This window comes from Nitratireductor luteus (assembly GCF_026162365.1).
Taxonomy (GTDB): domain Bacteria; phylum Pseudomonadota; class Alphaproteobacteria; order Rhizobiales; family Rhizobiaceae; genus Chelativorans; species Chelativorans luteus.
Genome location: NZ_JAOANW010000005.1, coordinates 120417 through 145102, shown reverse-complemented (window position 1 = coordinate 145102; position 24686 = coordinate 120417). Strand labels below are relative to the sequence as shown.

At 61.9% G+C, this 24686-nt stretch carries 21 protein-coding genes and 1 pseudogene; 10 read left to right on the top strand and 12 right to left on the bottom strand.

The window, feature by feature from the left end:
* The 8 genes from N1058_RS07610 to N1058_RS07575 all read right to left on the bottom strand — a co-directional run bounded on the left by N1058_RS07610 (nucleotide 1) and on the right by N1058_RS07575 (nucleotide 8128).
* Nucleotides 1–1158, bottom strand: a complete 1158-nt coding sequence (locus N1058_RS07610) for an acyl-CoA dehydrogenase family protein (protein WP_265516912.1) — start codon at nucleotides 1156–1158, stop codon at nucleotides 1–3.
* Between the two features lie 3 nt (nucleotides 1159–1161).
* Nucleotides 1162–2490: an MmgE/PrpD family protein gene (locus tag N1058_RS07605; protein WP_265516911.1), complete on the bottom strand. Its 1329-nt coding sequence runs from the start codon at nucleotides 2488–2490 to the stop codon at nucleotides 1162–1164.
* The gene (locus tag N1058_RS07600; RefSeq protein WP_265516910.1) at nucleotides 2487–3659 is read right to left on the bottom strand and encodes a CaiB/BaiF CoA transferase family protein; all 1173 of its coding nucleotides are present in this window, start codon (nucleotides 3657–3659) and stop codon (nucleotides 2487–2489) included. The genes N1058_RS07605 and N1058_RS07600 overlap by 4 nt, the downstream gene beginning before the upstream one ends.
* A gap of 147 nt (nucleotides 3660–3806) precedes the next feature.
* Nucleotides 3807–4769 carry a LysR family transcriptional regulator gene (locus N1058_RS07595; protein ID WP_265516909.1) on the bottom strand — a complete coding sequence of 321 codons (963 nt, stop codon included), beginning with the start codon at nucleotides 4767–4769 and terminating at the stop codon, nucleotides 3807–3809.
* 220 nt (nucleotides 4770–4989) lie between these two features.
* Entirely contained in the window at nucleotides 4990–6660 is a 1671-nt protein-coding gene (locus N1058_RS07590; RefSeq protein ID WP_265516908.1) for a recombinase family protein, read from the bottom strand.
* A gap of 12 nt (nucleotides 6661–6672) precedes the next feature.
* Nucleotides 6673–6930 (bottom strand): hypothetical protein, encoded by a 258-nt coding sequence (locus tag N1058_RS07585; protein ID WP_265516907.1) that lies wholly within the window; start codon nucleotides 6928–6930, stop codon nucleotides 6673–6675.
* 222 nt (nucleotides 6931–7152) lie between these two features.
* Nucleotides 7153–7377 carry a hypothetical protein gene (locus N1058_RS07580; RefSeq protein ID WP_265516906.1) on the bottom strand — a complete coding sequence of 75 codons (225 nt, stop codon included), beginning with the start codon at nucleotides 7375–7377 and terminating at the stop codon, nucleotides 7153–7155.
* A gap of 4 nt (nucleotides 7378–7381) precedes the next feature.
* On the bottom strand, nucleotides 7382–8128 hold the full coding sequence (locus N1058_RS07575; protein WP_265516905.1) for a hypothetical protein: 747 nt from the start codon (nucleotides 8126–8128) through the stop codon (nucleotides 7382–7384).
* 149 nt (nucleotides 8129–8277) lie between these two features.
* On the opposite strand from N1058_RS07575, the gene N1058_RS07570 reads away from it, so the two are divergent.
* From N1058_RS07570 to N1058_RS07550, 5 genes are all read left to right on the top strand, one after another.
* Nucleotides 8278–8526: a helix-turn-helix transcriptional regulator gene (locus N1058_RS07570; protein ID WP_338040636.1), complete on the top strand. Its 249-nt coding sequence runs from the start codon at nucleotides 8278–8280 to the stop codon at nucleotides 8524–8526.
* A gap of 354 nt (nucleotides 8527–8880) precedes the next feature.
* A complete protein-coding gene (locus N1058_RS07565; RefSeq protein WP_265516903.1) occupies nucleotides 8881–9840 on the top strand; it encodes a HamA C-terminal domain-containing protein in 960 nt (319 codons plus the stop codon).
* Nucleotides 9837–12452, top strand: a complete 2616-nt coding sequence (locus N1058_RS07560; protein ID WP_265517150.1) for a DEAD/DEAH box helicase — start codon at nucleotides 9837–9839, stop codon at nucleotides 12450–12452. Before N1058_RS07565 ends, N1058_RS07560 begins: the two co-directional genes overlap by 4 nt.
* A gap of 18 nt (nucleotides 12453–12470) precedes the next feature.
* Nucleotides 12471–12764 (top strand): DCL family protein, encoded by a 294-nt coding sequence (locus N1058_RS07555; RefSeq protein ID WP_265516902.1) that lies wholly within the window; start codon nucleotides 12471–12473, stop codon nucleotides 12762–12764.
* A gap of 351 nt (nucleotides 12765–13115) precedes the next feature.
* Nucleotides 13116–13556 carry a hypothetical protein gene (locus N1058_RS07550; protein WP_265516901.1) on the top strand — a complete coding sequence of 147 codons (441 nt, stop codon included), beginning with the start codon at nucleotides 13116–13118 and terminating at the stop codon, nucleotides 13554–13556.
* 93 nt (nucleotides 13557–13649) lie between these two features.
* Here the strand turns inward: N1058_RS07550 and N1058_RS07545 are convergent, their stop codons facing one another.
* Both N1058_RS07545 and N1058_RS07540 read right to left on the bottom strand, forming a co-directional pair.
* Nucleotides 13650–15770, bottom strand: a complete 2121-nt coding sequence (locus tag N1058_RS07545; RefSeq protein ID WP_265516900.1) for a DUF3363 domain-containing protein — start codon at nucleotides 15768–15770, stop codon at nucleotides 13650–13652.
* 920 nt (nucleotides 15771–16690) lie between these two features.
* Nucleotides 16691–17587 (bottom strand): LysR family transcriptional regulator, encoded by an 897-nt coding sequence (locus tag N1058_RS07540; protein WP_265516899.1) that lies wholly within the window; start codon nucleotides 17585–17587, stop codon nucleotides 16691–16693.
* 104 nt (nucleotides 17588–17691) lie between these two features.
* Here N1058_RS07540 and N1058_RS07535 point away from each other — a divergent pair.
* Both N1058_RS07535 and N1058_RS07530 read left to right on the top strand, forming a co-directional pair.
* Nucleotides 17692–18168: pseudogene (locus N1058_RS07535) on the top strand (alcohol dehydrogenase catalytic domain-containing protein); the annotation flags it as partial.
* A gap of 17 nt (nucleotides 18169–18185) precedes the next feature.
* Nucleotides 18186–19061, top strand: coding sequence for a hypothetical protein (locus N1058_RS07530; RefSeq protein WP_265516898.1), 876 nt, complete (start codon nucleotides 18186–18188; stop codon nucleotides 19059–19061).
* A 581-nt stretch (nucleotides 19062–19642) separates the two neighbouring features.
* Here N1058_RS07530 and N1058_RS07525 read toward each other — a convergent pair.
* Together N1058_RS07525 and N1058_RS07520 are read right to left on the bottom strand one after the other, a co-directional pair.
* Nucleotides 19643–20179 (bottom strand): DUF1007 family protein, encoded by a 537-nt coding sequence (locus N1058_RS07525; RefSeq protein ID WP_265516897.1) that lies wholly within the window; start codon nucleotides 20177–20179, stop codon nucleotides 19643–19645.
* Nucleotides 20179–21276, bottom strand: a complete 1098-nt coding sequence (locus N1058_RS07520; RefSeq protein ID WP_265516896.1) for a DUF3500 domain-containing protein — start codon at nucleotides 21274–21276, stop codon at nucleotides 20179–20181. The genes N1058_RS07525 and N1058_RS07520 overlap by 1 nt, the downstream gene beginning before the upstream one ends.
* A 428-nt stretch (nucleotides 21277–21704) precedes the next feature.
* Here N1058_RS07520 and N1058_RS07515 point away from each other — a divergent pair, with 428 nt between their 5' ends.
* The 3 genes from N1058_RS07515 to N1058_RS07505 are packed head-to-tail and all read left to right on the top strand — an operon-like array spanning nucleotide 21705 to nucleotide 24658.
* Nucleotides 21705–22442, top strand: coding sequence for a GntR family transcriptional regulator (locus N1058_RS07515; protein WP_265516895.1), 738 nt, complete (start codon nucleotides 21705–21707; stop codon nucleotides 22440–22442).
* Nucleotides 22439–23596, top strand: coding sequence for an enolase C-terminal domain-like protein (locus N1058_RS07510; protein ID WP_265516894.1), 1158 nt, complete (start codon nucleotides 22439–22441; stop codon nucleotides 23594–23596). The genes N1058_RS07515 and N1058_RS07510 overlap by 4 nt, the downstream gene beginning before the upstream one ends.
* A 27-nt stretch (nucleotides 23597–23623) precedes the next feature.
* Nucleotides 23624–24658, top strand: a complete 1035-nt coding sequence (locus tag N1058_RS07505; protein WP_265516893.1) for a transporter substrate-binding domain-containing protein — start codon at nucleotides 23624–23626, stop codon at nucleotides 24656–24658.
* Nucleotides 24659–24686: the final 28 nt, after the last annotated feature.

Below are 24686 nucleotides of genomic sequence, written 5' to 3'. Positions count from 1 at the left end.
TCAGTAGGAGCGCGGCATGCCGAGCACATGCTCGGAAATGTAGGACAGGATCAGGTTGGTCGAGATCGGCGCGACCTGATAGAGCCGCGTCTCGCGGAACTTGCGCTCCACATCATATTCCTCGGCGAACCCGAAGCCGCCATGCGTCTGGATCGCGGCGTTCGCGGCCTCGTTGGAGGCATCGGCCGCGAGCAGCTTGGCCATGTTCGCCTCGGCGCCGCAATTCTCCCCCGCCTCGTAGAGCCTGATCGCCTCGCGCACCATGAGTTCAGCGGCCCGCATATTGGCGTAGGAGCGCGCGATGGGAAACTGTATGCCCTGATTTGCGCCGATCGGGCGACCGAAGACATGGCGTTCCTTTGCGTAACCGGCTGCCTTCTCGATCAGCCACTTGGCGTCGCCGACGCATTCGGCGGCGATCAGGATTCGCTCGGCATTCATGCCGGAAAGGATGTAGCGAAAGCCCTTTCCTTCCTCGCCGATCAGGTTCTCGGCCGGCACTTTCACATTGTCGAAGAACACCTCTGTCGTGGCATGATTCATCATCGTGCGGATCGGACGGATGGAAAGCCCGCTCCCCCGCGCCTCGCGCATGTCGAGAATGAAGACCGACAACCCGTCGGTCTTCTTGGCAACTTCGTCCTTCAACGTCGTGCGGGCAAGCAGCAGCATCAGATCCGAATGTTCGGCGCGCGACGTCCAGATCTTCTGCCCGCTGACGACGTAGTGTTCACCCTCGCGTCTCGCGAAGGTTCGTATAGAGGTCGTGTCGGTGCCGCTCGTCGGCTCGGTGACGCCGAATGCCTGCATGCGCAGGTCGCCCGATGCGATACCGGGAAGATATTTCTGTTTCTGCGCTTCGCTACCATGGCGCAGCACCGTGCCCATTACATACATCTGGGCGTGGCAGGCGCCGCCATTGCCGCCAGAACGGTGAATTTCTTCCAACACCGCGGCAGCGGCCGAGAGCGTCAGGCCCGACCCGCCATATTCCTCCGGGATCAGCGTCGCGAGATAGCCGGCCTCCGTGAGCGCGTTGACGAAGGCTTCAGGATAGGCTCGTTTCACATCTAGTTCGCGCCAGTATTCCGCAGGATATCGCTCGCAAAGCTTCCGGACAGCTTCTCGAATCTCTTCGTGGTCTTGCGTGGTGAACATCGATTAGGCGCTCCGGGCGAAATGGGGACTGGGGTGATTGGCCGACGCAAACAACCCAAGGCTGCGCACAGGACGGTCGTTGACGAGGTCGAGGATCGCAGAAACTAGATCGCTGACCTTGGCGGCCGGCATGCCCCCCTCGACAAGAAGTGCATGCGCCTTGGCCGACAGTTCGTCCGCGTTCATCGGATTCTCCGGATCGCCCTTCGCTTCGTTCCGGACTGCCTCGAGCACACGGCGATCGCTGGTCTCGACTCTGACCTCCGTGCCCCAGGCTTTCGGATAGGCGCCGTTCACCGACGGAGACAGGTGAAGCTCAACCTTCGACCGTTGCTCCGCTATCCGCGCCCGCGACGAAGCATCGAAGCTCGTCTGCTCCACCTTGCCGTCGCATAGCGCGATTGCGGCACAGTGCTGAAGCGAGAACTTGGCGCTGTAGGGGTCCTGCGGGTCCGGCCGGTCGCAGACATCGAGCGCCGCCTGATAGGCACCGACCGACACCTTGCGAATTTCAGCCCCCTCAAGACGCCTGTGTAGCTCAATCGCCGCGTCGATGGTCGGATGGGTATGGCGGCAACACGGCCAGGGCTTGATCGACGTTCTGGTGAGCTCCCACGGCCCGAAGGGAGCAGCGGTGATCGCCGACGGATCTGGGTCGGGGCACAAGCCAACATAGAAGCCCTTGTCCCCTTCCAGGATATCGGCTGCGCCGGTGAAGCCTTCAGCCGCCAGCAGCGAGGCCAGCACCCCCGATTCCGCACCGCGCGCCGTATGCAGATGCTTCGACATCGAGCCTGATTCCAGGAACTGCCACAGGCCAGACGATTGCGTGCCGGCATTGCCAAGCGCCCATACCGCCTCCTCGTCGGAAAGGCCGATCAACTCGGCGACCGCCATCGCCGAACCGAAGGGACCACAGGTCGAGGTGTTGTGCCAGACCCTGTAATGCGTCTTGCCGACGGACATGCCGACCCGGCAACATGCCTCATAGCCGGCCAGAACCGCCTTCAGAAAGGCGATACCGCCAAGATCGCGGCTTTCGGCTGCGGCCCACGCCGCGGGGATAACCACGCAACCGGGATGAGTGACGGAATCGCGGTGCAGATCGTCCATTTCCAGAACGTGCGACAGGCCACCGAAATAGAAGGCACGGCGAGCCATGTCGCCACACCCAGGCGGCGCAACAGCGCCCAGCATGCGCGCCGGCTCGCTCTCGGCTGCACCCAGCGCACAGGCAACGGTATCGAGCACGAACATCGCCGCGCTTTGAAGATCCGCATCGGCCACCGGCTTGGTGCGGATCAGACTTACCAGTTCCTGTGTCAGACTCATTGCGTTCCTCCTGCCGATGCGTGCGCTTCGGGACGTGAGGATTTGTCGGTGACGAATTCCTCGCGGATGCTTTCGCTGTGTTCTCCAAGTGCCGGAACCCTGCCGAGCTCGGGCCGCCGTCCATCAACGATGACCGGCGGCGCGATAAGCTCGGCAGTGCCTGTTGCCGTCTCGACATTCGCCACGGTCACGCTGCGGTGGACCATAAGGTCTCCCATGTTCGAGACACGGCCATAGGCGATGCGCACCCGGTCGAGCAGTTCGGCGAGTTCTGCGAAAGACCGGTGAGAAAACGATTCCTGCACGCGCGCATCGGCGCCCGGGCGGTTGGCGACACGCGCATTGTTGGTGGCGAAACGCGGATCGGATGCCAGTTCAGGATCGCCGAGCACGGTCTCGCATAGCACCGTCCATTCGCGGTCGTTCTGGATCGAGATCAGTATGTCGCCGTCAATGGTGTGGAACACGCCATAGGGCGCAATCGATGGATGAGCCAAGCCGGGACGCGGCGGCTCGCTGCCGCCATATTTGCGCGCAAGGTACGGGACGTTCATGAATTCGGCCATCGTATCGAACAGCGAAAGCTCAATATGACTTCCGTTGCCCGTCTTCTCCCGTGCATAGAGCGCCTCTACGATCGCGGCGTACGCGGCCTGGCCCGTAGAGATGTCGCAGATCGACACCCCGACACGGGTAGGACCCGATGTTTCCGAACCCGTGATCGACGAGAGTCCGGCATCCGCCTGTACGAGAAGATCATAGGCCTTGCGCGTGTGGTCAGGGGTCCCCGGCGCATAGCCGGCGATGTCGCACACAACGAGGCGTGGGAAGCGGCGGCGCAGGTCGCCACTCCCGATCCCCAGCCGGTCGGTCGCACCGGGCGCCAGATTCTGGATGAAGACATCGGCTCTTGCGAGCATCTCTTCGACCAGCGTGAGGTCGCCCGGCGTCTTGAGATCGACGACGCAGGACTCCTTGCCGCGATTGTTCCAGACGAAGTAGCTGGCGAGCCCGTTCACATAGGCGTCATAGCTGCGGGCGAAATCGCCCTCCGGCCTTTCGAGCTTGATGACCCTGGCACCCGCATCCGCCAGCCGTGAGCTGGCCATCGGAGCTGCCACCGCCTGTTCGAGCGCAACAACAAGGATTCCCTCTAGCGGGCCCGCCACGGCACTCTCCCATACCTCATTCGGTTTCCCCGAGAACACACCGCGGTATCGACAGGGTCAAATACCGTTTCTGAATGAGGGCTATAGCGAAGTCTTACCCCCTTTCAGGCCACTCCCTGGAACCAGGGGATCAGGGCACCGCGCCCTTCAGGGATAGAGATTCGGGCGATGGGATTCTTCGGAAAGGGACGCTGTCCACTGCTTCGTGCGGACCAGATCCCGGAGGATCTCCCAGCCCAACTGGCCGATCGCGCGGGGTGCTGCGGCAAGCGGCCGCTCGGTCGAATACGAGAGATAGACCTTGCGCGTTATCATCGGATCCTTGAACCGCCATGCGCGGAACAGGTCGCCTTCGACCTCCCTGTTGATCGCCATCCGCGGAAGAATGCCGTAGCCCACTCCGCGATCCACCAGCTTCTTGATCTGGTTATATGAATCGATCTCGATCTCAGGGGTGATTGCAATGTGCGCCGCCGTGGCGCTGCTTTCGATCAGATCGCGCAGCCCATGTCTCGGCCCAGGCACCACCAGAGGCAAATCAGCAATGTCGGCGAGCCGGATCGTTTCCGGTTCGGATTTGATACGGCCCACATAATCCTTGCTGGCGAAGAGGCAAATCTCTTCCGACAGCCCCAAATGAACCGCCAGCCCCCTCGGATCGGCCGTGGCATAGATCATCGCGAGGTCCAGTTCGTCACGGCGGAGCCATTCGAGCACATATCCGCTCATCGCTTCCACGACACGGATCCTCACATCCGGATAACGGAGCTTTGCCGCTTCGATCAAAGGCACCGCCAGCAACTCGCTTACCGTGCCCGGCATGCCGAAGCGCACTTCCCCCCGCGGAAGGACAAATGTACCTCTGACACTGTCGGGGATCTCGGCAAAATCTGCAAGGATACGCTTGGCATGGACATGGAGTCGGCTGCCTGCCTCCGTAGCCTCAACGCCGCGCGCAGTTCGATGCAGCAACGGGATGCCAAGCTCTTCCTCAATGCGCCTGACGTGTTGGCTGAGTGCCGGCTGGGCGACATGGAGGACCTGTGCCGCCTTAGAAAACGAACCACTATCCACGACCTGGGCGAAGTAACGTAATTGCCTGAGATCCACCGGTCGACTTCTCCCCAGTTAAGTATTCGACATGATCCAGCCTATATCCGTTCGTTATAGAGTATGGGTTTGTCGCTTGCAATTTGTTCTAGTTCGACCGGTTTACACCATTTCCACGTCACGACGATCCAGGTGCCGACCTGACGGTCCACTTTGACAGATCTGAGGTCCGGAGCCGGCTGGCGGTTCTGGCCCCAAACAAATCATGCGGTAAACATACTTACGCTGCCAGACGTCGAGAGAACAATTGGAGCCTGTAGCGTATCTCCGGTAGGTATGGGGATTGACGGTAGCGGTCCTCCGCTACCATCAATACAGTCCTAGGCGCCTCACCCGATTTGCGATTTGGCAGGTTGATAAGCTCTGCGAGCGCGCCATGCACTCTTACCTCCACCTGTCCCCTGCCTTCCTTTGGCACGATCTCAATACGGGTGACCAGCGAGCGGATGATATTCGCCGCTTCACGGCGCTCGCTATCGTCGGAACGTAATGCATCCTGAAGCTCCGAAACCCTCCGTCGATAGGCTTCGACCGTGGCCGGGTGGAATTCCACGACGTTCTCTGCGGAGGCCATGGCCTTGAGCTCCTCAGCCAAGTTCTCCTTCTCACGCTCCAGTTCAAGCAACCTCGACTTCATGCCGGCCGTCGCAACGCCGTCGGCGATAGCATCAACAATATTGCGGATTTGCCTCCCTATATTGGCAATCCGCTTTTCACTGTGCCGACGGTGCTGCCGATGAATGGTGTTCAGGCGTTTCTGTTCAGCATGATATTCGGCAAGAAAACCGGCGATGGCATCGGGCGCCAGCAAGCATTTCTTGATGCCCTCAAGGACGCGTCGCGCAAGCTCGGCAACACGAATGGTTCTGCCGTTGTCGCAGGTTCCTTTTTCGCGATGGGCCGAACAAGTGAGCTGATCCTTGCTCTTCACCGTGTAGGACGCGCCGCAGCAGCCGCACCGGACAAGGCCTGAGAACAAGTGCTTCGGCCGTCGGCGATGATGGAGCCTTGCTCCACCGTAGAGCTTCTTGCGCGCGTGCACTGCATCCCACAGCTCATCATCGATGATGCGCAAATGCGATGCTTCTACGACCTGCCACTTCTCTGGCGGATTCGGCCGCGAGATGCGCCTGCCGGTCTCGGGATCCTTGACCATCTTGACGCGGTTGAAAACGAGCAAGCCGATATAGGCCTCGTTATAGAGAAAGCCGCTGCGCCGCTTGAGATTGCCATTGATGGTCGAAGCGTTCCATTCCCCGCCAAAGGGGGAAGGTATGCCGTCTCGATTCAGCCCTGCAGCAATCGCCCGCGCAGACTGCCCGGACGCAAACTCCCGGAAAATCCTCCGAACGATCTCGGCTTGGTCCTCATCGACTTCCCTAAGCCCACGGATCGGCTCACCACGCTCATCAAGCTTCTTGACCACGCGATAGCCATAGGACAGGCCGCCAGCGGAATAGCCATTCAGGACACGTCCGCTTTGACCACGCCTGATTTTGGCGGCCAAATCTCGCAGGAACAGCGCGTTCATGGTGCCTTTCAAGCCGACGTGGAGTTCATCCACCGTACCCTCGGACAAGGTCACGATCTTGACGCCGGCAAAGCGCAGCCGTTTGTAAAGTCCGGCAACGTCCTCTTGATCCCGCGACAGGCGGTCGAGCGCCTCCGCCAACACGATGTCGAACAGACCGCGCTGGGCATCGGTGAGCAATTGCTGGATGCCGGGACGCAGGATCATGCTGGAACCGGAGATCGCCGCATCCGAATGACGCTGGACGACTTTCCAGCCTTCGCGTGCCGCATGCTCCTCGCAAAGCCGGAACTGGTCCTCGATGGAGGCTTCCCGCTGGTTGTCGGACGAATAACGGGCGTAGAGCGCGGCGCGATGCATGGAGCTTTCTCCCTATCCTTCTTCCCTGCCCTTCGGACCGTGGCCCTCTGCCTCTTCTGCCGGGCGCCTATTGTCGTTGGCCGCCTGCAAGGCCTCGAAGTGCTCACGGGCGATCTGGCGGCCGATTAGTCGGGCAATGCTCAGAACCACCCGGTCCACCCGCTGCCAGGGTGCAATGTCGGCGTCCTCGACATTGGCATGTTCCGGCTCGCAATTGTCGTTGGCCGGCTGACCGATGTCTTCCCGTTCGAACTTGGCTTCGCCTTCCATGCCGTTCTCCAACACACTGTGCAGTTTGGCAGGAAACACCGGCAACCGGCGGCTTCAAAGCAGAATCTTCATCGTGTCGTTCTGGCGGGTACATAAAGGTGCATAGGGCGTTGTATGTTCTGGGAAGCTCTCATCGCCAATGCCGCTTCCTCTCGTCACAGCGGGCGAATCGGCCACCGCTCGCCTTCACGTAGGAACGAGGCTCGGGCGCATACATTGCGATTACGAGATCCGTCCATGATCGGCGGACAGCTTGACGAACACGTCAAACCAGAAACGGAAGTCTGGCTCCCGTCCGGCATAGCGGGCGGTAAAGGCCGCCGATGCGGCGGCTGTGGCTGCGGCAGGACCATAAAGATCACGCGCCGCCGCGGCCGCCTCATCCGGACCGGCGAGGTCCCAGAGCGTCAGTGCGGCATCGAGGGCGTCAGGCTTTTGGCGGGCCATGGCTTCAACTCCCGTCCGGAGCCTTCCAGACCCGAACGCAGCAGCCGTCCCTGTGACGGCGCTGATACGGTCCCTTGCGCTCGCTGCCCGGCATGAAGGCATCAGGCTGCAGCGCCTGCCCGATGCGCACGACATCGCAGAGCGCGGAGCGCACCTGCGGCCAGGGGAAGTCGGAGCAGTCCTCCCAGCTCTCGCCCTCGCGCAGGATGGCATCGAGCTTGCCGGCCACGCCAGAAAGCGAGGTGGCCGGCGTGTGGGTCAGAGCATCGAACACGTCCTGCTCGTGGTCGGCCGCATCTTCCTCTTCCCGCTTGGCGGCGGAATAGCCCAGTTCCCGGTCGGCGGCATCCCAGCGCGCCTGATGGGCGGCGAGATCGGCTTCCGCCTGGGCGCGAATGTCGGCCACCGCGGGGTCGTCGCCCAACAGCTCCTCGATGTCCCCCGGCCAGGAGACCGTGACGGTGACGTCTTCGTCTGGCAGATGGACCTCCGCTTGAGGGAAGCCGACGCGGCCCACCAGCTTCGTTTCCAAACGCTGCTGCTTGCGGCACAGGGCGGCGGTGTGAAGATAGGCGGCCTTCCATTCATGCCAGAGCGAAAGCGCTGGGTCGAAGGAGGGGTTGCCGGCCAGTGTGCCGGCAATCACCGCCCCATCCTGCAACGGCCACGCGGTCATTGTCGCCATCGTGCCCACCAGCAAATGCCTGCGGGTGACGGAAGGCAAAGTCGTGGTATCGTCCGAATCATCCATGATCCGAGCTCCTCAGAAGCTTGGGTTGTGGTCAGGTCGGGCGAGGTGTGGCTGCACCTTGCTCGACCGCATCGGTCGGCCATTTAGCAGACCTCCCACATTTGGGCTGATTTTATGAATAAGTCAAACAAAAAGACTGATATTAGCCAATGAGCTTGATTTCAATGGAGCAATGCAGGGGCGCTCGGGCGATGCTTGGTTGGAGCCAAAGCGAACTGGCCGATGCTGCCGACGTATCACGCGCAACTGTAGTGGACTTCGAGCGAGGTGCCCGCGTTCCGCATCGAAACAATCTCGCTGCCATTCGCCGAGCACTGGAAACCGCAGGCATCGAATTCATTTTCGAGAATGGCGGTGGTCCCGGTGTCCGGCTTACCCGCCGACCGGAAAGGCCATGATCTCTACGGTAGAATGACGAACTTTGACTTTCCTAGGCTGCATTGCATTTCCTCGAACAAACCCGGCCGTAATCGGCACTTTTGACCTGAAATCAACCTTTGGCTCCCGTACGATGAATGAACGGCCGCTTCGCGCCCGAAGGTCGCCGGAGAACGGTTCCAGCGCCGTTCCCAAAAACTGCCATACATTCGCAATGCGAACGAAGCCGATTTGAGCACCACCTAGCCATCCGTTGAACCGCCATCGGCGCAGCTCCCATCCGCCTTGGGCCAACCAGAGATAGACGCGGGCATTCCAGACAGTTAGGTTCGCCACCGGCACGAGATGCTCGTTCTGGGGGCGGCGGGAAGAATATGAGGGGGAGTCTGTCGAACATCACCGCTGGCGATCTGACAGCTGCACTGACGGGAGATCCCGAAGCTCTCGATGTCCACCTGTCCCTGATCGAGCGTGACGTTCTGATCGATGGTCACGCGGTCAAGGTTCATTGCCACGCCCTAACCGTCGACGGCAACGGACGCGTCCAGCCACATCGCCTCGCCGAACTGATGCGCGATGCGGTGGCGGATTATGCGATTCCTCGCTCGCAACTCGCCAAAGCCAAGGCACGTGACCGGAAACATAATAGCACCGCGGCAGTTGCAGCGCTGGTCGAGCAGGCAAAGCACTCCTTCACCGATCTCGCAAAGACCGGCGAGGGCGGAGAGATGCTCCTCTTCCTTTTAGCCGAGCGATTCCTTAAGCTCCCGCAGATCCTCTGCAAGATGGACCTCAAGACCGACACCCGCATGCACTATCATGGTGCCGATGGTGTCTATGGGGGCGTGACCGCCGAAGGCTTGCTCAAACTATATTGGGGCGAGTCCAAGATCTACAAGAATGTGGCGTCCGCCATCCAAGATTGCCTCGCCTCGCTCGCACCGTTCCTCATCGAGCCCGAGCATGAGGGCGCGGAACGCGAGCGCGATCTCATCCTGCTCAGCGACAAGGCGGACTTAAGCGATCCAAACCTGACGGAAGCGCTCAAGCGTTATTTCGACAAGAACTCGGTGATGTCCAAGCGCGTCCAATATTGCGGGGTCGCCCTAGTGGGTTTCGACGCGCCCTTCTATCCCGGCGACGACGCCAAGGCTGTCGCCGATAAGATTGCCGAAGCCGCGCGGACTGAACTCGAGAAGTGGCGGTCGAGGATCGGCGATCGCCTCAAGTCCGAGAAGCTCGAGCAGTTCGAGATCGAATTCTTCTGCCTGCCCCTGCCGTCCGCGGAAACTTTCCGCTCGGCGTTCCTGAGCGCAATGGGCCTCAAGGAATGAGCCTCATCGATCTTCAAACCTGGCTCCTAGGTGAAGGCATCCGGGACGAACTCGACGAGCTTACCAGGCGTACGGTCGTCACCGAGATCGACAACATGGTTCCCCCAGACGACGTCGCTCCCATAGCCGAAATCGAATGGTCCCGCCTGCTGCTGGCCGGCAGCGTCCTGGCGCGGTCCGATTATCGGCCGCATCAGGAAGCGGCGCTACGGATCGCGACCGGTGCGGTCACCCTATCGACAAGCGAATCGATCAAGGATGCGGGTACGGTGCTGCTCGGCAAGCTGTCCAACTTCCGGGCGATCAATTTGGCCGGCAAGCGCGACCTGCTCACCGCCGATCTTGACGGCAGGCTCGGCATGTCGCTGCGCATCGAGGCCCAGCGCCGCCAGATGGATCAGGCCATTCTCGTCGAATCGAGCGGCCGCTGGCTCCAGGTCAACGACTTCCAGCAACGCTTTTGGAAGGATGCCGCGGATCATCGCTGGCTCTCCGCGTCGGCGCCGACCGCGTCGGGCAAGACGTTTCTTGTCCTGCAATGGCTGATTGACCGCATGCGGTCGGGCGAGGCACGCGTCGCTGTCTACCTGGCGCCGACACGCGCCCTCGTGTCGGAGATTGAAGGCAGCCTCGTTGTCCTGCTCGGCAAGGAGAGCGCGGTTCAGGTCTCTTCGCTCCCGTTGCGGGATAAATATGATGCTGCGCTCGCCGGCGGCGCGCGTCTTATCTTCGTCTTCACGCAGGAACGGCTGCACCTGCTCGCCAACATCCTTGGCGAAGCGATCGCGATCGATCTCCTTATCGTCGATGAGGCGCACAAGATCGGTGATAGCCAACGCGGAGTGATCCTCCAGGACGCGATCGAGCGCGCCGGTCGTGCCAATCCCGACCTCAAGCTCGTCTTCATCAGCCCGGCTACGCAGAATCCCGAGGAATTGCTCGCCGACGCGCCTGAAGGTGTCGAGGTTGCCGCCATCGACAGCGATGCGCCAACCGTCCTCCAGAATGTGATCGTGGCGGAGCAGGTCCCGCGCAAACCTAAGCTATGGAACCTCTCGGTCCGCCAGCATGACGCGGCGCTGCCTCTCGGCGTCCTCCAGCTCGCCAGCTCTCCAGCCGGCCTCCAAAAGCGGCTGGCGTTTATCGCCGCGGCCGCAGGTGAACGAGGCGGGACACTCGTCTATGCCAACCGAGCGGCCGATTCCGAACAAATCGCCGATCTTATCAGCCAGTTGCTTGCGCCAGCCCATCCGCCTGATCCCGAGCTGCTCGAGCTAGCCGATCTCGCGCGCAAGGGCGTCCATCCTCAGTTCAAACTGGCGCCCCTCGTCGAGCGCGGCGTCGCTTTCCATTATGGCAATATGCCGTCGCTGATCCGGCTCGAGGTCGAACGGCTGTTCCGCTCCGGCAAGATTCGCTTCCTCGTCTGCACCTCGACGCTGATTGAGGGGGTTAACCTGTCCTGCCGCACCATCGTGTTGCGCGGCCCCCGCAAGGGGATCGGTCATCCGATGGAGCCCCATGACTTCTGGAACCTTGCAGGCCGCGCCGGTCGCTGGGGTGACGAGTTCCAGGGCAACATCATCTGCATCGACCCGCAGGACACCAACGCATGGCCCGTTGGTGTTCCGGCGCGCTCACGCTATCCGATCAAGCGCGAAAGCGATGCCGTCATCGAGCTGGGCGATGGTCTCGCCGACTATCTCGACCGCCGCGCGACCGCCACGCTCCCGGAACTAGAGGACTCCGGTCATTTCGAGCAAGTAGGTTCCTATCTGCTCGCGAACTACCTGCGGCTTGGCTCGATCTCGCAAGCGGCGCTCGCCAAACGCCATGATCCCGCGACGGTCGCGAAACTCGACGAGCGCCTTGCCGCGATCGCTAGTCAGATCGACATCGGCCCCGAAATCGCAGGCCGTCATCCCGGCGTCAGTGCGCTTGGCCTCCAGCGTTTGCTCGACGCTTTTCGCGCCTATGAAGGCGACATTGAGAATTTGCTTCCGGCCGCAGTCGATAGCCAGGACAGCTATGATCGCTTCGTGACGATCATGCGGCGTATCAACGAGCATCTGTTCCCTGCGTTCATGCCCGACGGCCTGATCCCCTTGCACGCCCTTATCGTAGTCCAGTGGCTAAAAGGCTTCTCGCTCGCCGCCATGATCAGGAAGAACATCGATTATCACCGCAGCCGCGGCCGAGCTTTCAGGCTACCGGTCTTAATTCGCCACACGATGGAGCTGGTCGAGCAGATCGCGCGCTTCCGCGCGCCGAAATACTTCTCGGCCTACATGGACATACTGAACATGCATCTGCGTGCAATCGGCCGAGCGGATCTGATTGAGCACGACCTCGACATCGGCATCCAGCTCGAGTTCGGTGTGTCGTCGCGAACTCTGCTTTCGCTGATGGAACTCGGCGTCTCGCGCATGAGCGCGGTCGTGCTTTACGAGAAGATCGCCCGCGACGACCTCAGCAAGGAAGACTGCCAAGCTTGGGTCGCCGAACGCGAAGCGCAATTAGAGGGAATGGACATCCCGACGATCATCCTGCGCGAGATCCGCGAAAAGCTTCTGCCTGAAAACGGCGAACAGGCTGCCACATCGAAAGAATGAACTATCGAGGAGATTGAGATGCCGGCCAAGCCACTCACCATCGGGTCTCTGCACTTCGTAAAGAAAGGCGATGCCTCCGCATTTCTCCAGGCCATGCTCCACCGCTATGATGTCAGCGACAAGGTGAGCGCCGCCGACGAACAGGTCTTGAGAGACACGCTCGCGCTGCACCCTGACGCGGAGGCCAAGGTCGGCTGTGGCATCACACATTTCAGCGTTCGCAGCGCCGATTTCGGCACCAAATGTTTCTGGATCAATCGGCCCGACGGCACGACCGAGAAATTCTCATACAAGGCCTGCATCACCGGGTAAGGGCTTCTTGGGGCGACAATCAATCGCCGGATGCAACTGTGCCGGCTAGGGGTGAAATATGGCTGATGACGACCTTGAGTCAGACCCGCTAACGGCAATGATCCAGGCCGAGCGGCGGCGGCAGGTCATCGTGCGGCCGATCCGAAACTTGCCGGTCCGGTTCCGGCCCCCATTGGGCCGCAACCTGCATGTTTGGTGACGAGGAATGCAGGCCGGTTGCCAGCGATGGATTGCTACAGCCGAGTTGCCCGCCTGGGTGGATATGTTTTGTGGAATGGGGTTTAGCCGCGTTGACGGCTGCGACCAGGAATGTTGCCATTGCATACGAGGGGCAACGGCAGTCGGCGATAGATGATTGGCATCGAAGAACAGTTGCGCGAGAAGCTGCGCAAGGTGGAGGCGCTCTATCTCGGCGCAGGGACAACCGGAGAGCGGGAGGCGGCCGGGGCCGCGAGCGAACGGCTGAAGGCCAGGCTGGCGGAGATCAGCCGTCAGGATCCGGCGGTGGAGATGCAATTCTCGATGCCCGATCCATGGGCGATTCGGCTCTTTGTGGCCTTGTGCCGGCGCTATGGCATCCGGCCCTATCGCTATCCGCGGCAGCGGCACACAACGGTCATGGTGCGCGCGCCGCGGCGATTTTTCGACACGGTGGTCTGGCGGCAGTTTTCCGAACTGCACTCGGACCTGTGGCTCCACTTCGAGGCGACGACCGAGCGGCTGATCCGCGAGGCGGTACATACGGATACGAGCGACGCCGAGACGATGGTGATGCCGACGGGCAGCGGCTGAGGCTTAGGCGGCTTTCCCGAGGCTGTCGGCCACAACCTTCCAGTTCGAGGCCAGTGGTTCCCCGATCCGGCGGCTATGATAAATGCGAGGTCGCTACATATCGATGCCGATCCCGCGCTGCCGCCCGAAGCTCCATTCGATGCCGCCGGTGGTTCGGATATGAGCGCTGATCGTCTGGCCGATCCGCTTTTCCAGCATCGGCTCCCAGGGCACGAGATGGAGCTGGTGCCCGTCGTCGAGCATGGCGTAGCGGCCGCTGACGAGATTGGCGGCGCCGACGAGCTTGCCGCGTGCTTCGTCGCCGATGTCCATCGTCGTGAACATTCGCTCTCTGGACTTGGCCATTTCGCGGCCGACACGGGCAATCTCTTGCCGTTCCAGCGTGCGGCGCATGCCGCGCGGGAAGGTGATGGTACGGCTCTCGGCATCGTGCGTGGCAAGGCCCATCTCGACCAGTCTGAAGGCGCGTTTGTCGAGCGCTTGGGTAACCTCGCGGCCAAAGCCCCTGGGCGCAAGCCTGGTCTTGTCGGCTGAGGCAAGCTCGCGGTCGAGCCAGGTGGCGCCGTCGCTGCCGATCTGCGCTTCGAGATCGACGGCGGAAAGCGTGCGGATGGTGACGTCCTTGCCCCTGCTGCGCGCGTCATAGCCGATGCCGCGCTCGGGAAGGTCGGGCGGAACCCTCCAGTGATCGTCGTCGATGCGCTCGACATAACCGGCCCGGCGCAGGGCTTCGAGGCGACGGACATGAGATCGGATGAAGGCGTCGGGATCGCCGCCCATGCGCTCGATCTTTGCGCGCGCCAGTTCCCGGTGGCGGCTTGGCCGATAGAGGCCGTTGTCGTCCGCGGCATCGCGGATGTTGATGTCGGCGGGCCTCGGCTCGGTCTTGGCCTGGACCGGCTCCAAGGCGACGATGTGGCCTTTGCCGATGTCGTTGAGCTTTGCCGCGTCCGCCGTCTCCACATAATGGATGCGACCGTCGATCCCGTCGACGACGACATGCAGCCGGTCGCTCATCTCGTCACCGGCCAGCCCCTTGGCCAGCACACGGCCGATGATCGGCTCCTTGATGGTCTGCCCGTGCATCTCAAAGCTGCCGGGGGATCGCTCTTCGGCGAGGTCATGCGCCGTCAGCGCCCGGTGCATGGTCTTGATGATGTCGTTGCGCATGCCGAGGTCTTTCAGCGTCCGCTCAGCTCTGTCGGACAGCGACCATTGCCCGGTGTCGATTTCTTCGGCCAGTCCCATGCGCTCCAGCTTGCGCACCCGGTCGATCAGAAGATAGCGGTTGGCGCGGATGGTGAAGCTGTCGCTGGCATTGGGATTGAGATCGATCAGGTCGTGGTCCCGTTGCTCGGCGATCAGCATCCGGTCGAGCCGGGTCAGCCGGTCGGCGTCGACTTCCCTGGCGAGCTTTTCGGCAACCTCCAACTCGCTCTGCGGTCCGAGTTCCAGCGTCAAGCGTTCCGATGCCCGGTGGCGAATGCCATGGGCGATGTAGTCGCCGGCAATGTTGAGGATCTTGCCGTCATCGGTGACGCCGCGCACCAGGATGTGGGTATGCGGGTGGCCGGTGTTGTGATGGTCGATCGCCACCCAGTCGAGCCGCGTGTCGAGGTCGTCTTCCATTTGCCGCATCAGGTCACGGGTGAAGCCGCGCAGGTCATGGAGCTCGGCGGCGTCTTCCGGCGCCACGATGAAGCGGAACTGATGCCGGTCCTCCCGCCCGCGTTCGACGAAGGCCTTGCCGTCGGCCTCGTCTTGATAAGCGGAATAGACGCGGCCCTTCTCGCCGTCCCTCGTCACGCCGTCGCGTTCGAGATAACGCAGATGCGCATCGACTGCCTTGGCGCTGGTGACGAAGCTGCGGCCACTACGTCCGCCACGGCCTGCATTCAGCTTCACGACACGGGTCTTCACCACGACGCGGCGCGAGCGAAAGCGCATCCCGCCTTCGTAGCGCTTCCAACCGGCATTCTCCCTGGGCAACGATGCCGCCAGTTTGGCGCCGCGGCCGCGGGCGTTGAACCGGCCGCTTCCCCTTCCGGCCGACCGCCCGATGCGGCGCGGATCGCCGCCCGCCTTGCGCACCGCCATTTCCACCTGGCGGCGGAACGAGGTTCCGCCCAATTTGCCGCTGCCGCCCCGGCTGCGCGGTCGTCCCGGCCTGATGCGGAAGATGTCATCGAAATCGTCTGCCATGAGAGCTGACATGGGCCGACGATTCCGGGTGTTCAAGAGCCCAAATCACGGCAGTCGCAGGTGGGCGGACATAAACGTAAGGAGGGCGTAGCTGCCTGGATTCAGCCTCTCAAACAACACCATATCAAGCCATTGAAACCACGACGCAATCCGGCTTGTCGACACCAACCTGCCTCCTGATGGTGTCAGCATGGTGTCATCCGGAGGCACAAAAAACAATGTGCAGACAATGACTTAACGACCAGCGGGAGTGCGAACCCCGGTTCGCTTTATCTTGCTACCGCGCGATCCCCGCTTCCCAAGCCGCCGCCCCATGCCGCCCCACCTCCCGAAAATGCTTCTCACAGGACATTTCTGCAACCACGGCATACGCCACGCAGGCGGTGGCCGAAATGCACTTCACGCGCCTGGACGCCTTCCTTCCCGATCGCGAAAGATGCTCGAATCTGTCTGGGAAACCGGCAGAAATTGCCTCCCGCAGCTGAATCGCAGGAGGCCACTCACAACAAAACGCCAGCCGAAACATGGCTCACTGGCTACGCCGCGTGACGGAAATGAACGTGCAACGAGCGGCGGATCTTCACGATCTGATTGCGCTTCATGGAAGATCCGCGGACAAGAATAAGCAGCGCTGCTTGTACGCCATTGTCGACTGCAGCGCGGCGCGCCTTCCGCTATCGGACGTTCCAATTGGGCAGGAAAACGCAGCGTACGGAACAATTGCGTGCTGACATCTCATGGAGAACACCAGCGCCCGCATTCTTGGATACGGTGCGCAAATCGACGCGTTCGATCCGAGCCGTGATCGAAGCCACCGCGATCATTCCCGGCCCCTCGCCTATGCATGGAAGCGACAATATGAAGGTTGCCGGCGACAAAAAGAGACCAACAATGCGGTCATGAAACGCGCCGGGCAATCGCGCCATTGGCTTTCATGTCATGTATTTGGGCAACGCGGCCGCCAACGCATCGACAGCAAGGCGGATCTTCAGCGGCAAGTACGGTGTCCGCGGCCACAGCGCATAGTTGTCGAAAAAATGTCCCGGACGATCCGACAATAGCGGGACAAGCGAGCCCGCCTGAATGCGCTCGCGGACCAGCCAGGATGGGAGCCAGGCGAGCCCCATGCCAGCGGTTGCCGCGTCCGCGATCGCGTCGAGGTCATCGAGACGCAAACGGTTGATCGGCGCGATCTCTATCGGCTGGCTGTCACCGGGAAACAGCCACGAATGAACCCAACCGGGCCGGCTGTAGATGATGGCGGGATGGCTGACCAGATCCTCTATCTGCCGTGGCAGACCGTGTTTCTCGATATGGGATGGCGACGCACAGACGATCATGCGGTGGCGCGCGATGCGGCGCGCCATCACACCGGTCTTGTCCTCCAGGTCACCGGTTCGAATGGCGAGATCGTAGCCGTCCTCCGCAATGTCCACGATGCGATCGCTGAACGACAGATCGAGTTCCAACTCGGGATAACGCCGCGCGAGCTCCAACAGGATCGGAGCAACGCAGCGCTTGCCCAACAATGCGGGCATGGTGACACGCAGCCTTCCGCGCGGCCGGGAAAGCTGATCGGCCACGAGCGCGTCGGCAGCCTCGGCTTCCGCGAGCACCACCCGGCAGCGTTCGTAGTAGGCACGCCCGAAGTCGGTCATGCTTTGGCGGCGTGTGGTCCGGTTGATCAGGCGCACACCCAGACGCTCTTCGAGATACCGGACATGCTTGCCGACCATCGGTCCGGACAGATCAAGCGCGGCCGCGGCGGCCGCGAACGAGCCCAAATCGACGGCTTTGACGAACACGGCCATGCTCGTAAGGCGATCCATTATTGAGAACTCCCGGTTTCTTCTACCCTGCCTATACAGCTATTTATCCGCCAGATGGCTGCAGGCATAGATCATTCAGTTCAACTGTTTTGGAGTTGTCGCTGATGGCGCGTGTCGTTCGCTTTCACGAGCATGGTGGTCCCGAGGTGCTGCGCATCGAGGACGTCGATGTTGCGGGGGCAGGTCGGGGTGAAGTTCAAATCCGTGTCAGGGCATTGGGCCTTAACCGGGCCGAGGCCTTGTTGCGTTCGGGCTCGTACATCGAGACCCCGACATTGCCTTCTGGGCTTGGCCTTGAGGCGGCGGGCACCGTTGAAAGGATTGGTGAAGGTGTCGATGGCTTCGCGCCGGGCGATGCCGTTAGCGTGATACCGCCGAAATCGATGGTGCGCTGGCCGGCCTATAGGGAGTTTGCCACGTTTCCCGCTGAGCTCGTTGTCAAGCACCCGCAATCGCTCAGCTGGGAAGCGGCGGCGGCCGTCTGGATGCAATATCTCACCGCGTATGGAGCGCTGATCGACATTGCCGAACTCCGCAAGGAGGACTTCGTTGTCATCACCGCTGCGTCAAGCAGTGTCGGCCGGAGCGTATAAAGGAGGTGGATATTGGCCTCGGGGGCGCATTTGATGAGCCCGTCGCGTCGCGGCAAACCTACGAGAAGATCCGCGGGGCGGGCGACGCGACCGCGTATGACGACGTCATCGTTGACATCAGCGCCATGCCCCGGATGGTCGCGATGACGAGCGTCGCCGTACTGCTGCGCGGCCTCGACCTCGCATCGGAGACCGGCGGGTGCGTCAACCTGCACGTCACCACGGCGGAGAGCGTCACCGCCGACCTCGCAGTGGGTCAAGGCTCGCTGCGGGACCAAGTCTCGTTCGTGCGAGGCTTCTCCGGAGAGCTTACCGCGCAGACGACCAAGGACCTACCACACGTCTGGTTTCCTGTTCTTGGCGAGAGCCAGCGCTACCGTCTCGACAGAATTCACCAGATGCTGACCCCAGACGAGATCTGCCCGGTCGTGCCATTCCCTTCGCGAGAGCCGCGGCGCGGGGACGAGATCATCTACGAGCACCGCGAACTGCTCTTCGACACCTTCCAGGTCGAGCCACGCAACATTCTCCTGGCGTGCGAATACAACCCTTTCGAAGCCTACAAGCAGGTGTTCGAGGCAATGGACCGCTATCGGCGCGCGCTGAATGCGCTGGGCGGCTGTAAGGCCTTCGTGTCCCCGCTCTCGTCCAAGCTCCTCTCAATTGCGGTGCTACTCGCCTGCTACGACCATCTGTTCGGCGAGGTTCCCGGTAAACGGCTCAAGGTCGGGATACCCTACGTCGAGACGGCGACTTACGCCGACCCGGTTCAGAATCTGGACGATCCGTACGAATTGTACTCGATGTGGATTCGTGGCGAGTGGGAGATAGTCGCTGAGACTACCACTGACGCCGGGAGACCGGACGAGCCGAAAGTCTAGCGAAGCGATGCAGCCATAAGTAGCCGCCGAGCACGCCATTTCCCCTATGTAGAAGCGGTAGTCGACGTAGACTTGCGCACGCGTCCCGATGGAATATCCGCCATCACTCGAGCCCATGGGCGCTCCGTCGCAGGTGTCCCGGGTCCAATCTTCAAGTGTCCCAGACCTTCGCGCTTCCGCTGTCGAAGAATGTGTAGTCGATCGTGGAGCCTGCGGTCCTCTGGTACTTTGCTACATGAAGAGCAGCAAGCCACCCTCTCAGCCTAGGCCCATGTCGGCAGGCCGCCGACGCCCCTCCCGACACAGGGACAGCTAAGCCGTTGTTATACTTGTATTTTCAGTGATTTATGACGAAAGTGGTTGCGGGGGCTCGCAACCACCGATACCGACATTCGCTGGCGGTTCCTGTGTGATACCTCGCGCGCCACCCTGACCTATGCAGCGAAAGCAACCAAGGTCACTAGTCGACCCGTTGCAGTCGATCATCCTGCGATGAGTCAATGACCGCTTCCTATGCAAACCTCGCTTCAGGAACGGGGTTGGCTGCTCTCGCCATTCCGACACGCTCAACGGTCTGAAGTTCAGGGACCGTTGAAACGAATGACAACCTTGCCGTCCGCCTCCGTCCGATCCACCGAGCGCGAGGACGTCTTCTCGACCAGGTCGGGATGGAAGAACGGCTGGACGAACCAGTCGTGGGAGAACGCCCCGTAGCTGATGCCGAAATCCACTCGATGCGCTTTGGCCTCAGACAGGCTGATTGGGGTCGATGCCTTGACGACGAACGCGCCCATACCTTCTGCGGCCTCTTCGGCGCTCGGGACAGCAACGGCAGCGTCCGTCAAGGCGAATGCCCGCCCGTCGACCGTCAGTTCCGTGGTCGCAAGGACATCGGCGCCAAAGGCCTGCGCTTCCTCGTCCGAAACTGCGCCATCTCCGTCGAGATCGATATGGGAGAATATGGCGGCGCCATCTCCCGCCGACGGAACGACGACGAGGGTCACGTCAGCGACTTCGAGGCCGACGGAAAGCTGCACCTGCTGGTCGGTATAGCTGTGCGGGTGCGCAGCCGCTGCAACGGGAAGCACAACAAGCGCCGCGATGAAAACTCCGCGCATCAATCGGATCCGATCCATGCCACGCCGTAGTCGTTTTTGGGGTCGCGGTACATGTTATGCGCGTGATCGGTGGGGTCGCCGTCCATGTCTTGCGGTGCGTATTCCATGACCAGCGAGGGCGTCGTGACGCGGAAATAGGCTGCGCCCAGGGTCCCGACCGGTCCCCACCAGCCAAAATAGGTGTCGTCCATCTCGCTACGGACCGTCTCCATCTTTGCGGCAAAATCGTTGTCGTTCATGAAACCGAGCCGTGCGTCGATGACGTCCAGAAGCAGCCGCTTCTGCTCATCGCTCAGGTCGCTGCCCCTGATCCCCTCCGGTGCGAGCACAGTGCCGAATTCACCGGGGCCAAGCAGAAGGTTGATCGGCTGGTCGCCAATGATGGCCACTTCCTTCTGGCCGGCCGTAAGGGCGTCCATAAGGGCTTGCGCGGCCGCGGTCTCCGCCTCCGTGACATAGACGGCTTGTCCTTCATAGGTGATGTTCAGCGGCTCTCCACCCGTCAGCATCGGCGAGAAGGAAATCTCCGATCCGAAGACCGTGGCGTTGACTGCAAGGTGATGGCCGCCGAATTGAAGCATCCACGGCTCGGATACCGAAGGTTCGCCCAGCAAGGAGGCATAGTAGAAGTCGCTGCCGAAATTGGGGCCGCCAATACCGCTGTCCAGCATGTCCTCCGCCGCCAGCTGATAGGCGATGTTGCGCACGCCATCCTCGCTCAGGATCTCGCCGAGAAGGGCGTCAAGGGCGGCGTTCTGCTCGTCGGAGAGATCGCCGCGCCTTACGCCGCCACGCTGAACGGGGCCGTCCGGAAAGTTGGACCAGTTGGAGCGTTGGGTGTTGTCGGTGAAGGGGTAGACCGCGGCCTTTCTCTGTTCTTCGTCCAACCTGTTGAGGAACGCATCCGCGGCTTTGACGATGGACAGGGTCTTTGCATCGGCAGCCGGCACATCAAAGCTTTCCTTGATGGCGATATCCACCGGCGGAGTCTGCAGGCTGGGTTCCTGCGCCGCGAGCGGCCCGTATCTGAGCAACAAGACACCCGCCGCCGCCACGACAACCGCAAGTCCAGCAACACCGTAAAAGCGTCGCTTCATGTCGTTCTCCTTCCTGAAATGCCTCACGCGCCGATCGGCCCGAGTTCTGTTGCACGACGACGGCGCGTGTCAGCAACCTAGCATTGATTCGATCCCCAGCAATCTACAAGTCCTGAGCCCTGTGATCAAAAAGGCAACTTCGTCCTGCAGTGCCGTCACTCGACGCTCTGCCCATCAACTTCCGCTCTCCACCCGACCCGGCCCTTTGGCGCATGTTCGACCAATTAAGCGGTTGATGCGGGCGGTCGGGGGAAGCACAGGCCAGGACGCGGACCATCAAACCATGGGATCAAACACCTAGCAGCGGGCAAACCCTCAAAACCATTCAGCCGAGATTCTTGTTGACCCTTTGAATTCTTGCGTACAATCTGTCTACAGGGTGCAGACAAACTATCGACGTGACACGGCCCTGCGGAAAGCGAGTTGAAATGGCAATCGAGAAGCCGAAATCAACCTATCAGCGGGGCTCCGCGGCCGCGGAGATCTATGCGGTGTTGCGCGACGAGATCCTGACCCTGACGCTGGAGCCAGGCTCGCCGCTTGACGAAACCATCCTCTCCAACCGTTTTTCGGTGTCTCGCTCGCCGGTCCGGGAGGCCCTGAACCGGCTGTTGGCAGAACGGCTGGTCGAAACGCTGCCCAATCGCTCAACCATTGTTGCGCCGGTCGACATCCGCGGCTTCGGCGCCTTCATCGCGGCGCTCGATATCCAGCAGCGCCACGCGACGCGGCTTGCGGCCATGCACCGGACAGCGGCCGACATCATCCGTCTGCGCGCGCTGGCCAACGCCTTCAACGACGCCATCGACGACGAGTACTCGCTGCAGATCCTGCAAGCCAATTATGCCTTCCACGTCGCCATCGGCGAGGCGGGAGGCAATCCCTATGTGCTGCGGCAGTATCGGGAGCTGCTGTCGGAAGCGCGCCGTCTGCTGCACATCCACGTGCACTACCTCGACACCGAAAACCGCAAGTCGGTGCTGCGCGATCAACACCACGACTTCGTCGACATCATCGAAGCCCGTGATGTGGCCGCCGCCGATGCCATTGCGCACGCCCACACCATGCAGTTTCACGATCGTTTCCTGACGGCGCTGCGCTACGCGCCCGACGATAGCTTCGACATCGGCACGCCACCCGCCGGCACGAAGGAGACGGTCGCTTGAGCTCGCGCGTCTCCCGCATCAGTGTTTCCTCGCACTGCAACGACCTTGGCGGAAAGGTCTGGAATCCGGCGATCCGCTGGACCAGGAAATACGCCGTCTTCGTCGAGATAGAGACCTGCGATGGAAGGGTAGGGCTGGGCGAATGCTGGTGCTTCGACGCCGCGCCCGACGCCCTGATTGCGTATCTGCGCACGGAGGTGGTGCCGCATTACATCGGCCTCGGACTTGACGACTTTGCGGTAGTCGCCGAAGCGCTGACGCGGCGCGCGACACTGACGGCACGGCACGGCATTCTGGCCACCGCTCTGTCGGGAATCGATATCGCCATGTGGGACCTGCGCGCCCAGCAGGCCAGCCGGCCGCTCTGGGCCCGGATCAACCAGCACGGACGCGGTGTGGCGCCGCTCTATTGCAGCGGCGGCCTCTATGGCCAGGACAAGACCACCGCAGATCTGACCGACGAGATGTCCGGTATGGCGCGCGAAGGGTTCCGGCTGTCCAAAATGAAGGTCGGGGCGCTGTCCATCGAAGCCGATGTCGCCCGCGTCAAGTCCGTGCTGGCCGCATTGTCGGAGGATGCCAGGCTGATCATCGACGGTGTCTACAGCTACACCAGCGACGAGGCGCAACGGCTTTTCGACATGCTGCCGGTCGAGCGGATCGAAGCCTTCCAATCACCCACCAAGGCCTGCGACATAGCTGGCATGGCGGCCCTGTCGCGCGCCGGCATCGCGGTGATGGCGACGGAAGCCGAGTATCGCGACGAACTGCACCGCCAGCTTGTCGAGGAGGCGCGGGTTGCGTTTCTGCAGACGGCGCCCGTGGCCTGCGGCGGCATAAGCCGGGTGCTGGAACTCGGCCGTCTCGTCGCCGGCACCGAAACGCGCCTCTCGCTTGAAGTCTCGTCCTCCGCCGTGGCCCTGATGGCGGCATGCCATCTGGCCGCCGCCGACGACGCCATTGCCCATGTCGAAAAGCACACGGTTCACCGGGTTTTTTTCGACGACCTCAACCTCGTCCGCCGGCCGGGCGACCTCTTCGCCCTTCCCGACCGGCCCGGTCTGGGCATCACATTGCGCCACGCCGACGTCAGCGCGGCCTTCTCATTCAACAGCCCGGTGTCGGTCAACGGACCGCAAGAAGCGGCTGAATAACAACCTCACCAGAGATCGGAGATACGCATGAAAAACACATTCATCGGACTGGCCACCGCGGCACTCGTCGCGCTCACCGGCGCCAGCACGGCCCAGGCCCAGGGCCAGGGTCTGCTCGACACCATCATCACGCGCGACAGCCTTTTGTGTACCGGCCATAACGGCAGCTATCTCGGCTTCGCCGAGGTCGATGCCGCCGGCGCATGGCAGGGTTTCGACATCGAATTCTGCAAGGCGCTGGCTACGGCCATTCTAGGCAGCCCCAACAAGCTGCAGGTCATTCCTGTGAGCTGGGCGCAACGCTTCCCGGCGCTGCAGTCGGGCGACGTCGACGTCATCGTCAAGGTGACCGGCTGGACCCAGACACGCGACACCGAACTGGGCCTGCAATATTCGCGGCCCTATTTCATCGGTCCGTTCTACGTGATGGCGAAGAAGGAGCTCGGCGCAACCGGCATCGCCGACCTGGAAGGTGGCGTCTTCTGCGTCAATGCCGGCACCACCGTCGAGCGCGTGCTCACCGACTACATGGCGTCCAAGGGCATCCAGTATGAATCGCTTGCCTTCGAGAAGGGCGAGGAACTGCGATCCGCCCTTTACGCCGGACGCTGCGACGCCATAGCTGGCTTCGGTCCGTTCCTCTCGGCCACGCGGGTGGAAGCGCCGGATCCCGAGGCCTACCAGATCCTCGGCGACGTGCTTGCGCTCGAACCCGAAGGCATCGTCGTCCGTCAGGGCGAGGACGACCTGCTCGACGTGATCAACTGGACCGTCAGCGCTCTGCTGATGGCCGAGGAGAGCGGCATCACCCAGGCCAATGTCGACGAGATCAAGGCCAATCCGCCCTCGCCCACCATCGCCCGCCTGCTGGGTGTGACCCCGGGCGTCGGCACCCGCCTCGGCATCAGCGACGACTTTGCCTACAACGTGATCAAGGCCGTGGGCAATTACGGCGAGATCTACGACCGCACCGTCGGAGATGGTTCGCGCTACAAGCTGCCGCGAGGGCTCAACAACCTTTGGAACCAGGGCGGCTTGCTCTACCCGCTGGTTCTCGACTGACAAGACATCTTGGGCCGCCCCGCGACGG

Coding starts and splice junctions, on each gene's coding strand:
- N1058_RS07605 (WP_265516911.1), bottom strand. CDS start 2,490: ATGAGTCTGACACAGGAACTGGTAAGTCTGATCCGCACCAAGCCGGTG.
- N1058_RS07515 (WP_265516895.1), top strand. CDS start 21,705: ATGGCAATCGAGAAGCCGAAATCAACCTATCAGCGGGGCTCCGCGGCC.
- N1058_RS07585 (WP_265516907.1), bottom strand. CDS start 6,930: ATGGAAGGCGAAGCCAAGTTCGAACGGGAAGACATCGGTCAGCCGGCC.
- N1058_RS07540 (WP_265516899.1), bottom strand. CDS start 17,587: ATGGATCGCCTTACGAGCATGGCCGTGTTCGTCAAAGCCGTCGATTTG.
- N1058_RS07560 (WP_265517150.1), top strand. CDS start 9,837: ATGAGCCTCATCGATCTTCAAACCTGGCTCCTAGGTGAAGGCATCCGG.
- N1058_RS07545 (WP_265516900.1), bottom strand. CDS start 15,770: ATGTCAGCTCTCATGGCAGACGATTTCGATGACATCTTCCGCATCAGG.
- N1058_RS07570 (WP_338040636.1), top strand. CDS start 8,278: ATGAGCTTGATTTCAATGGAGCAATGCAGGGGCGCTCGGGCGATGCTT.
- N1058_RS07520 (WP_265516896.1), bottom strand. CDS start 21,276: ATGAAGCGACGCTTTTACGGTGTTGCTGGACTTGCGGTTGTCGTGGCG.
- N1058_RS07505 (WP_265516893.1), top strand. CDS start 23,624: ATGAAAAACACATTCATCGGACTGGCCACCGCGGCACTCGTCGCGCTC.
- N1058_RS07610 (WP_265516912.1), bottom strand. CDS start 1,158: ATGTTCACCACGCAAGACCACGAAGAGATTCGAGAAGCTGTCCGGAAG.
- N1058_RS07565 (WP_265516903.1), top strand. CDS start 8,881: ATGAGGGGGAGTCTGTCGAACATCACCGCTGGCGATCTGACAGCTGCA.
- N1058_RS07525 (WP_265516897.1), bottom strand. CDS start 20,179: ATGCGCGGAGTTTTCATCGCGGCGCTTGTTGTGCTTCCCGTTGCAGCG.
- N1058_RS07550 (WP_265516901.1), top strand. CDS start 13,116: ATGATTGGCATCGAAGAACAGTTGCGCGAGAAGCTGCGCAAGGTGGAG.
- N1058_RS07580 (WP_265516906.1), bottom strand. CDS start 7,377: ATGGCCCGCCAAAAGCCTGACGCCCTCGATGCCGCACTGACGCTCTGG.
- N1058_RS07555 (WP_265516902.1), top strand. CDS start 12,471: ATGCCGGCCAAGCCACTCACCATCGGGTCTCTGCACTTCGTAAAGAAA.
- N1058_RS07590 (WP_265516908.1), bottom strand. CDS start 6,660: ATGCATCGCGCCGCGCTCTACGCCCGTTATTCGTCCGACAACCAGCGG.
- N1058_RS07575 (WP_265516905.1), bottom strand. CDS start 8,128: ATGGATGATTCGGACGATACCACGACTTTGCCTTCCGTCACCCGCAGG.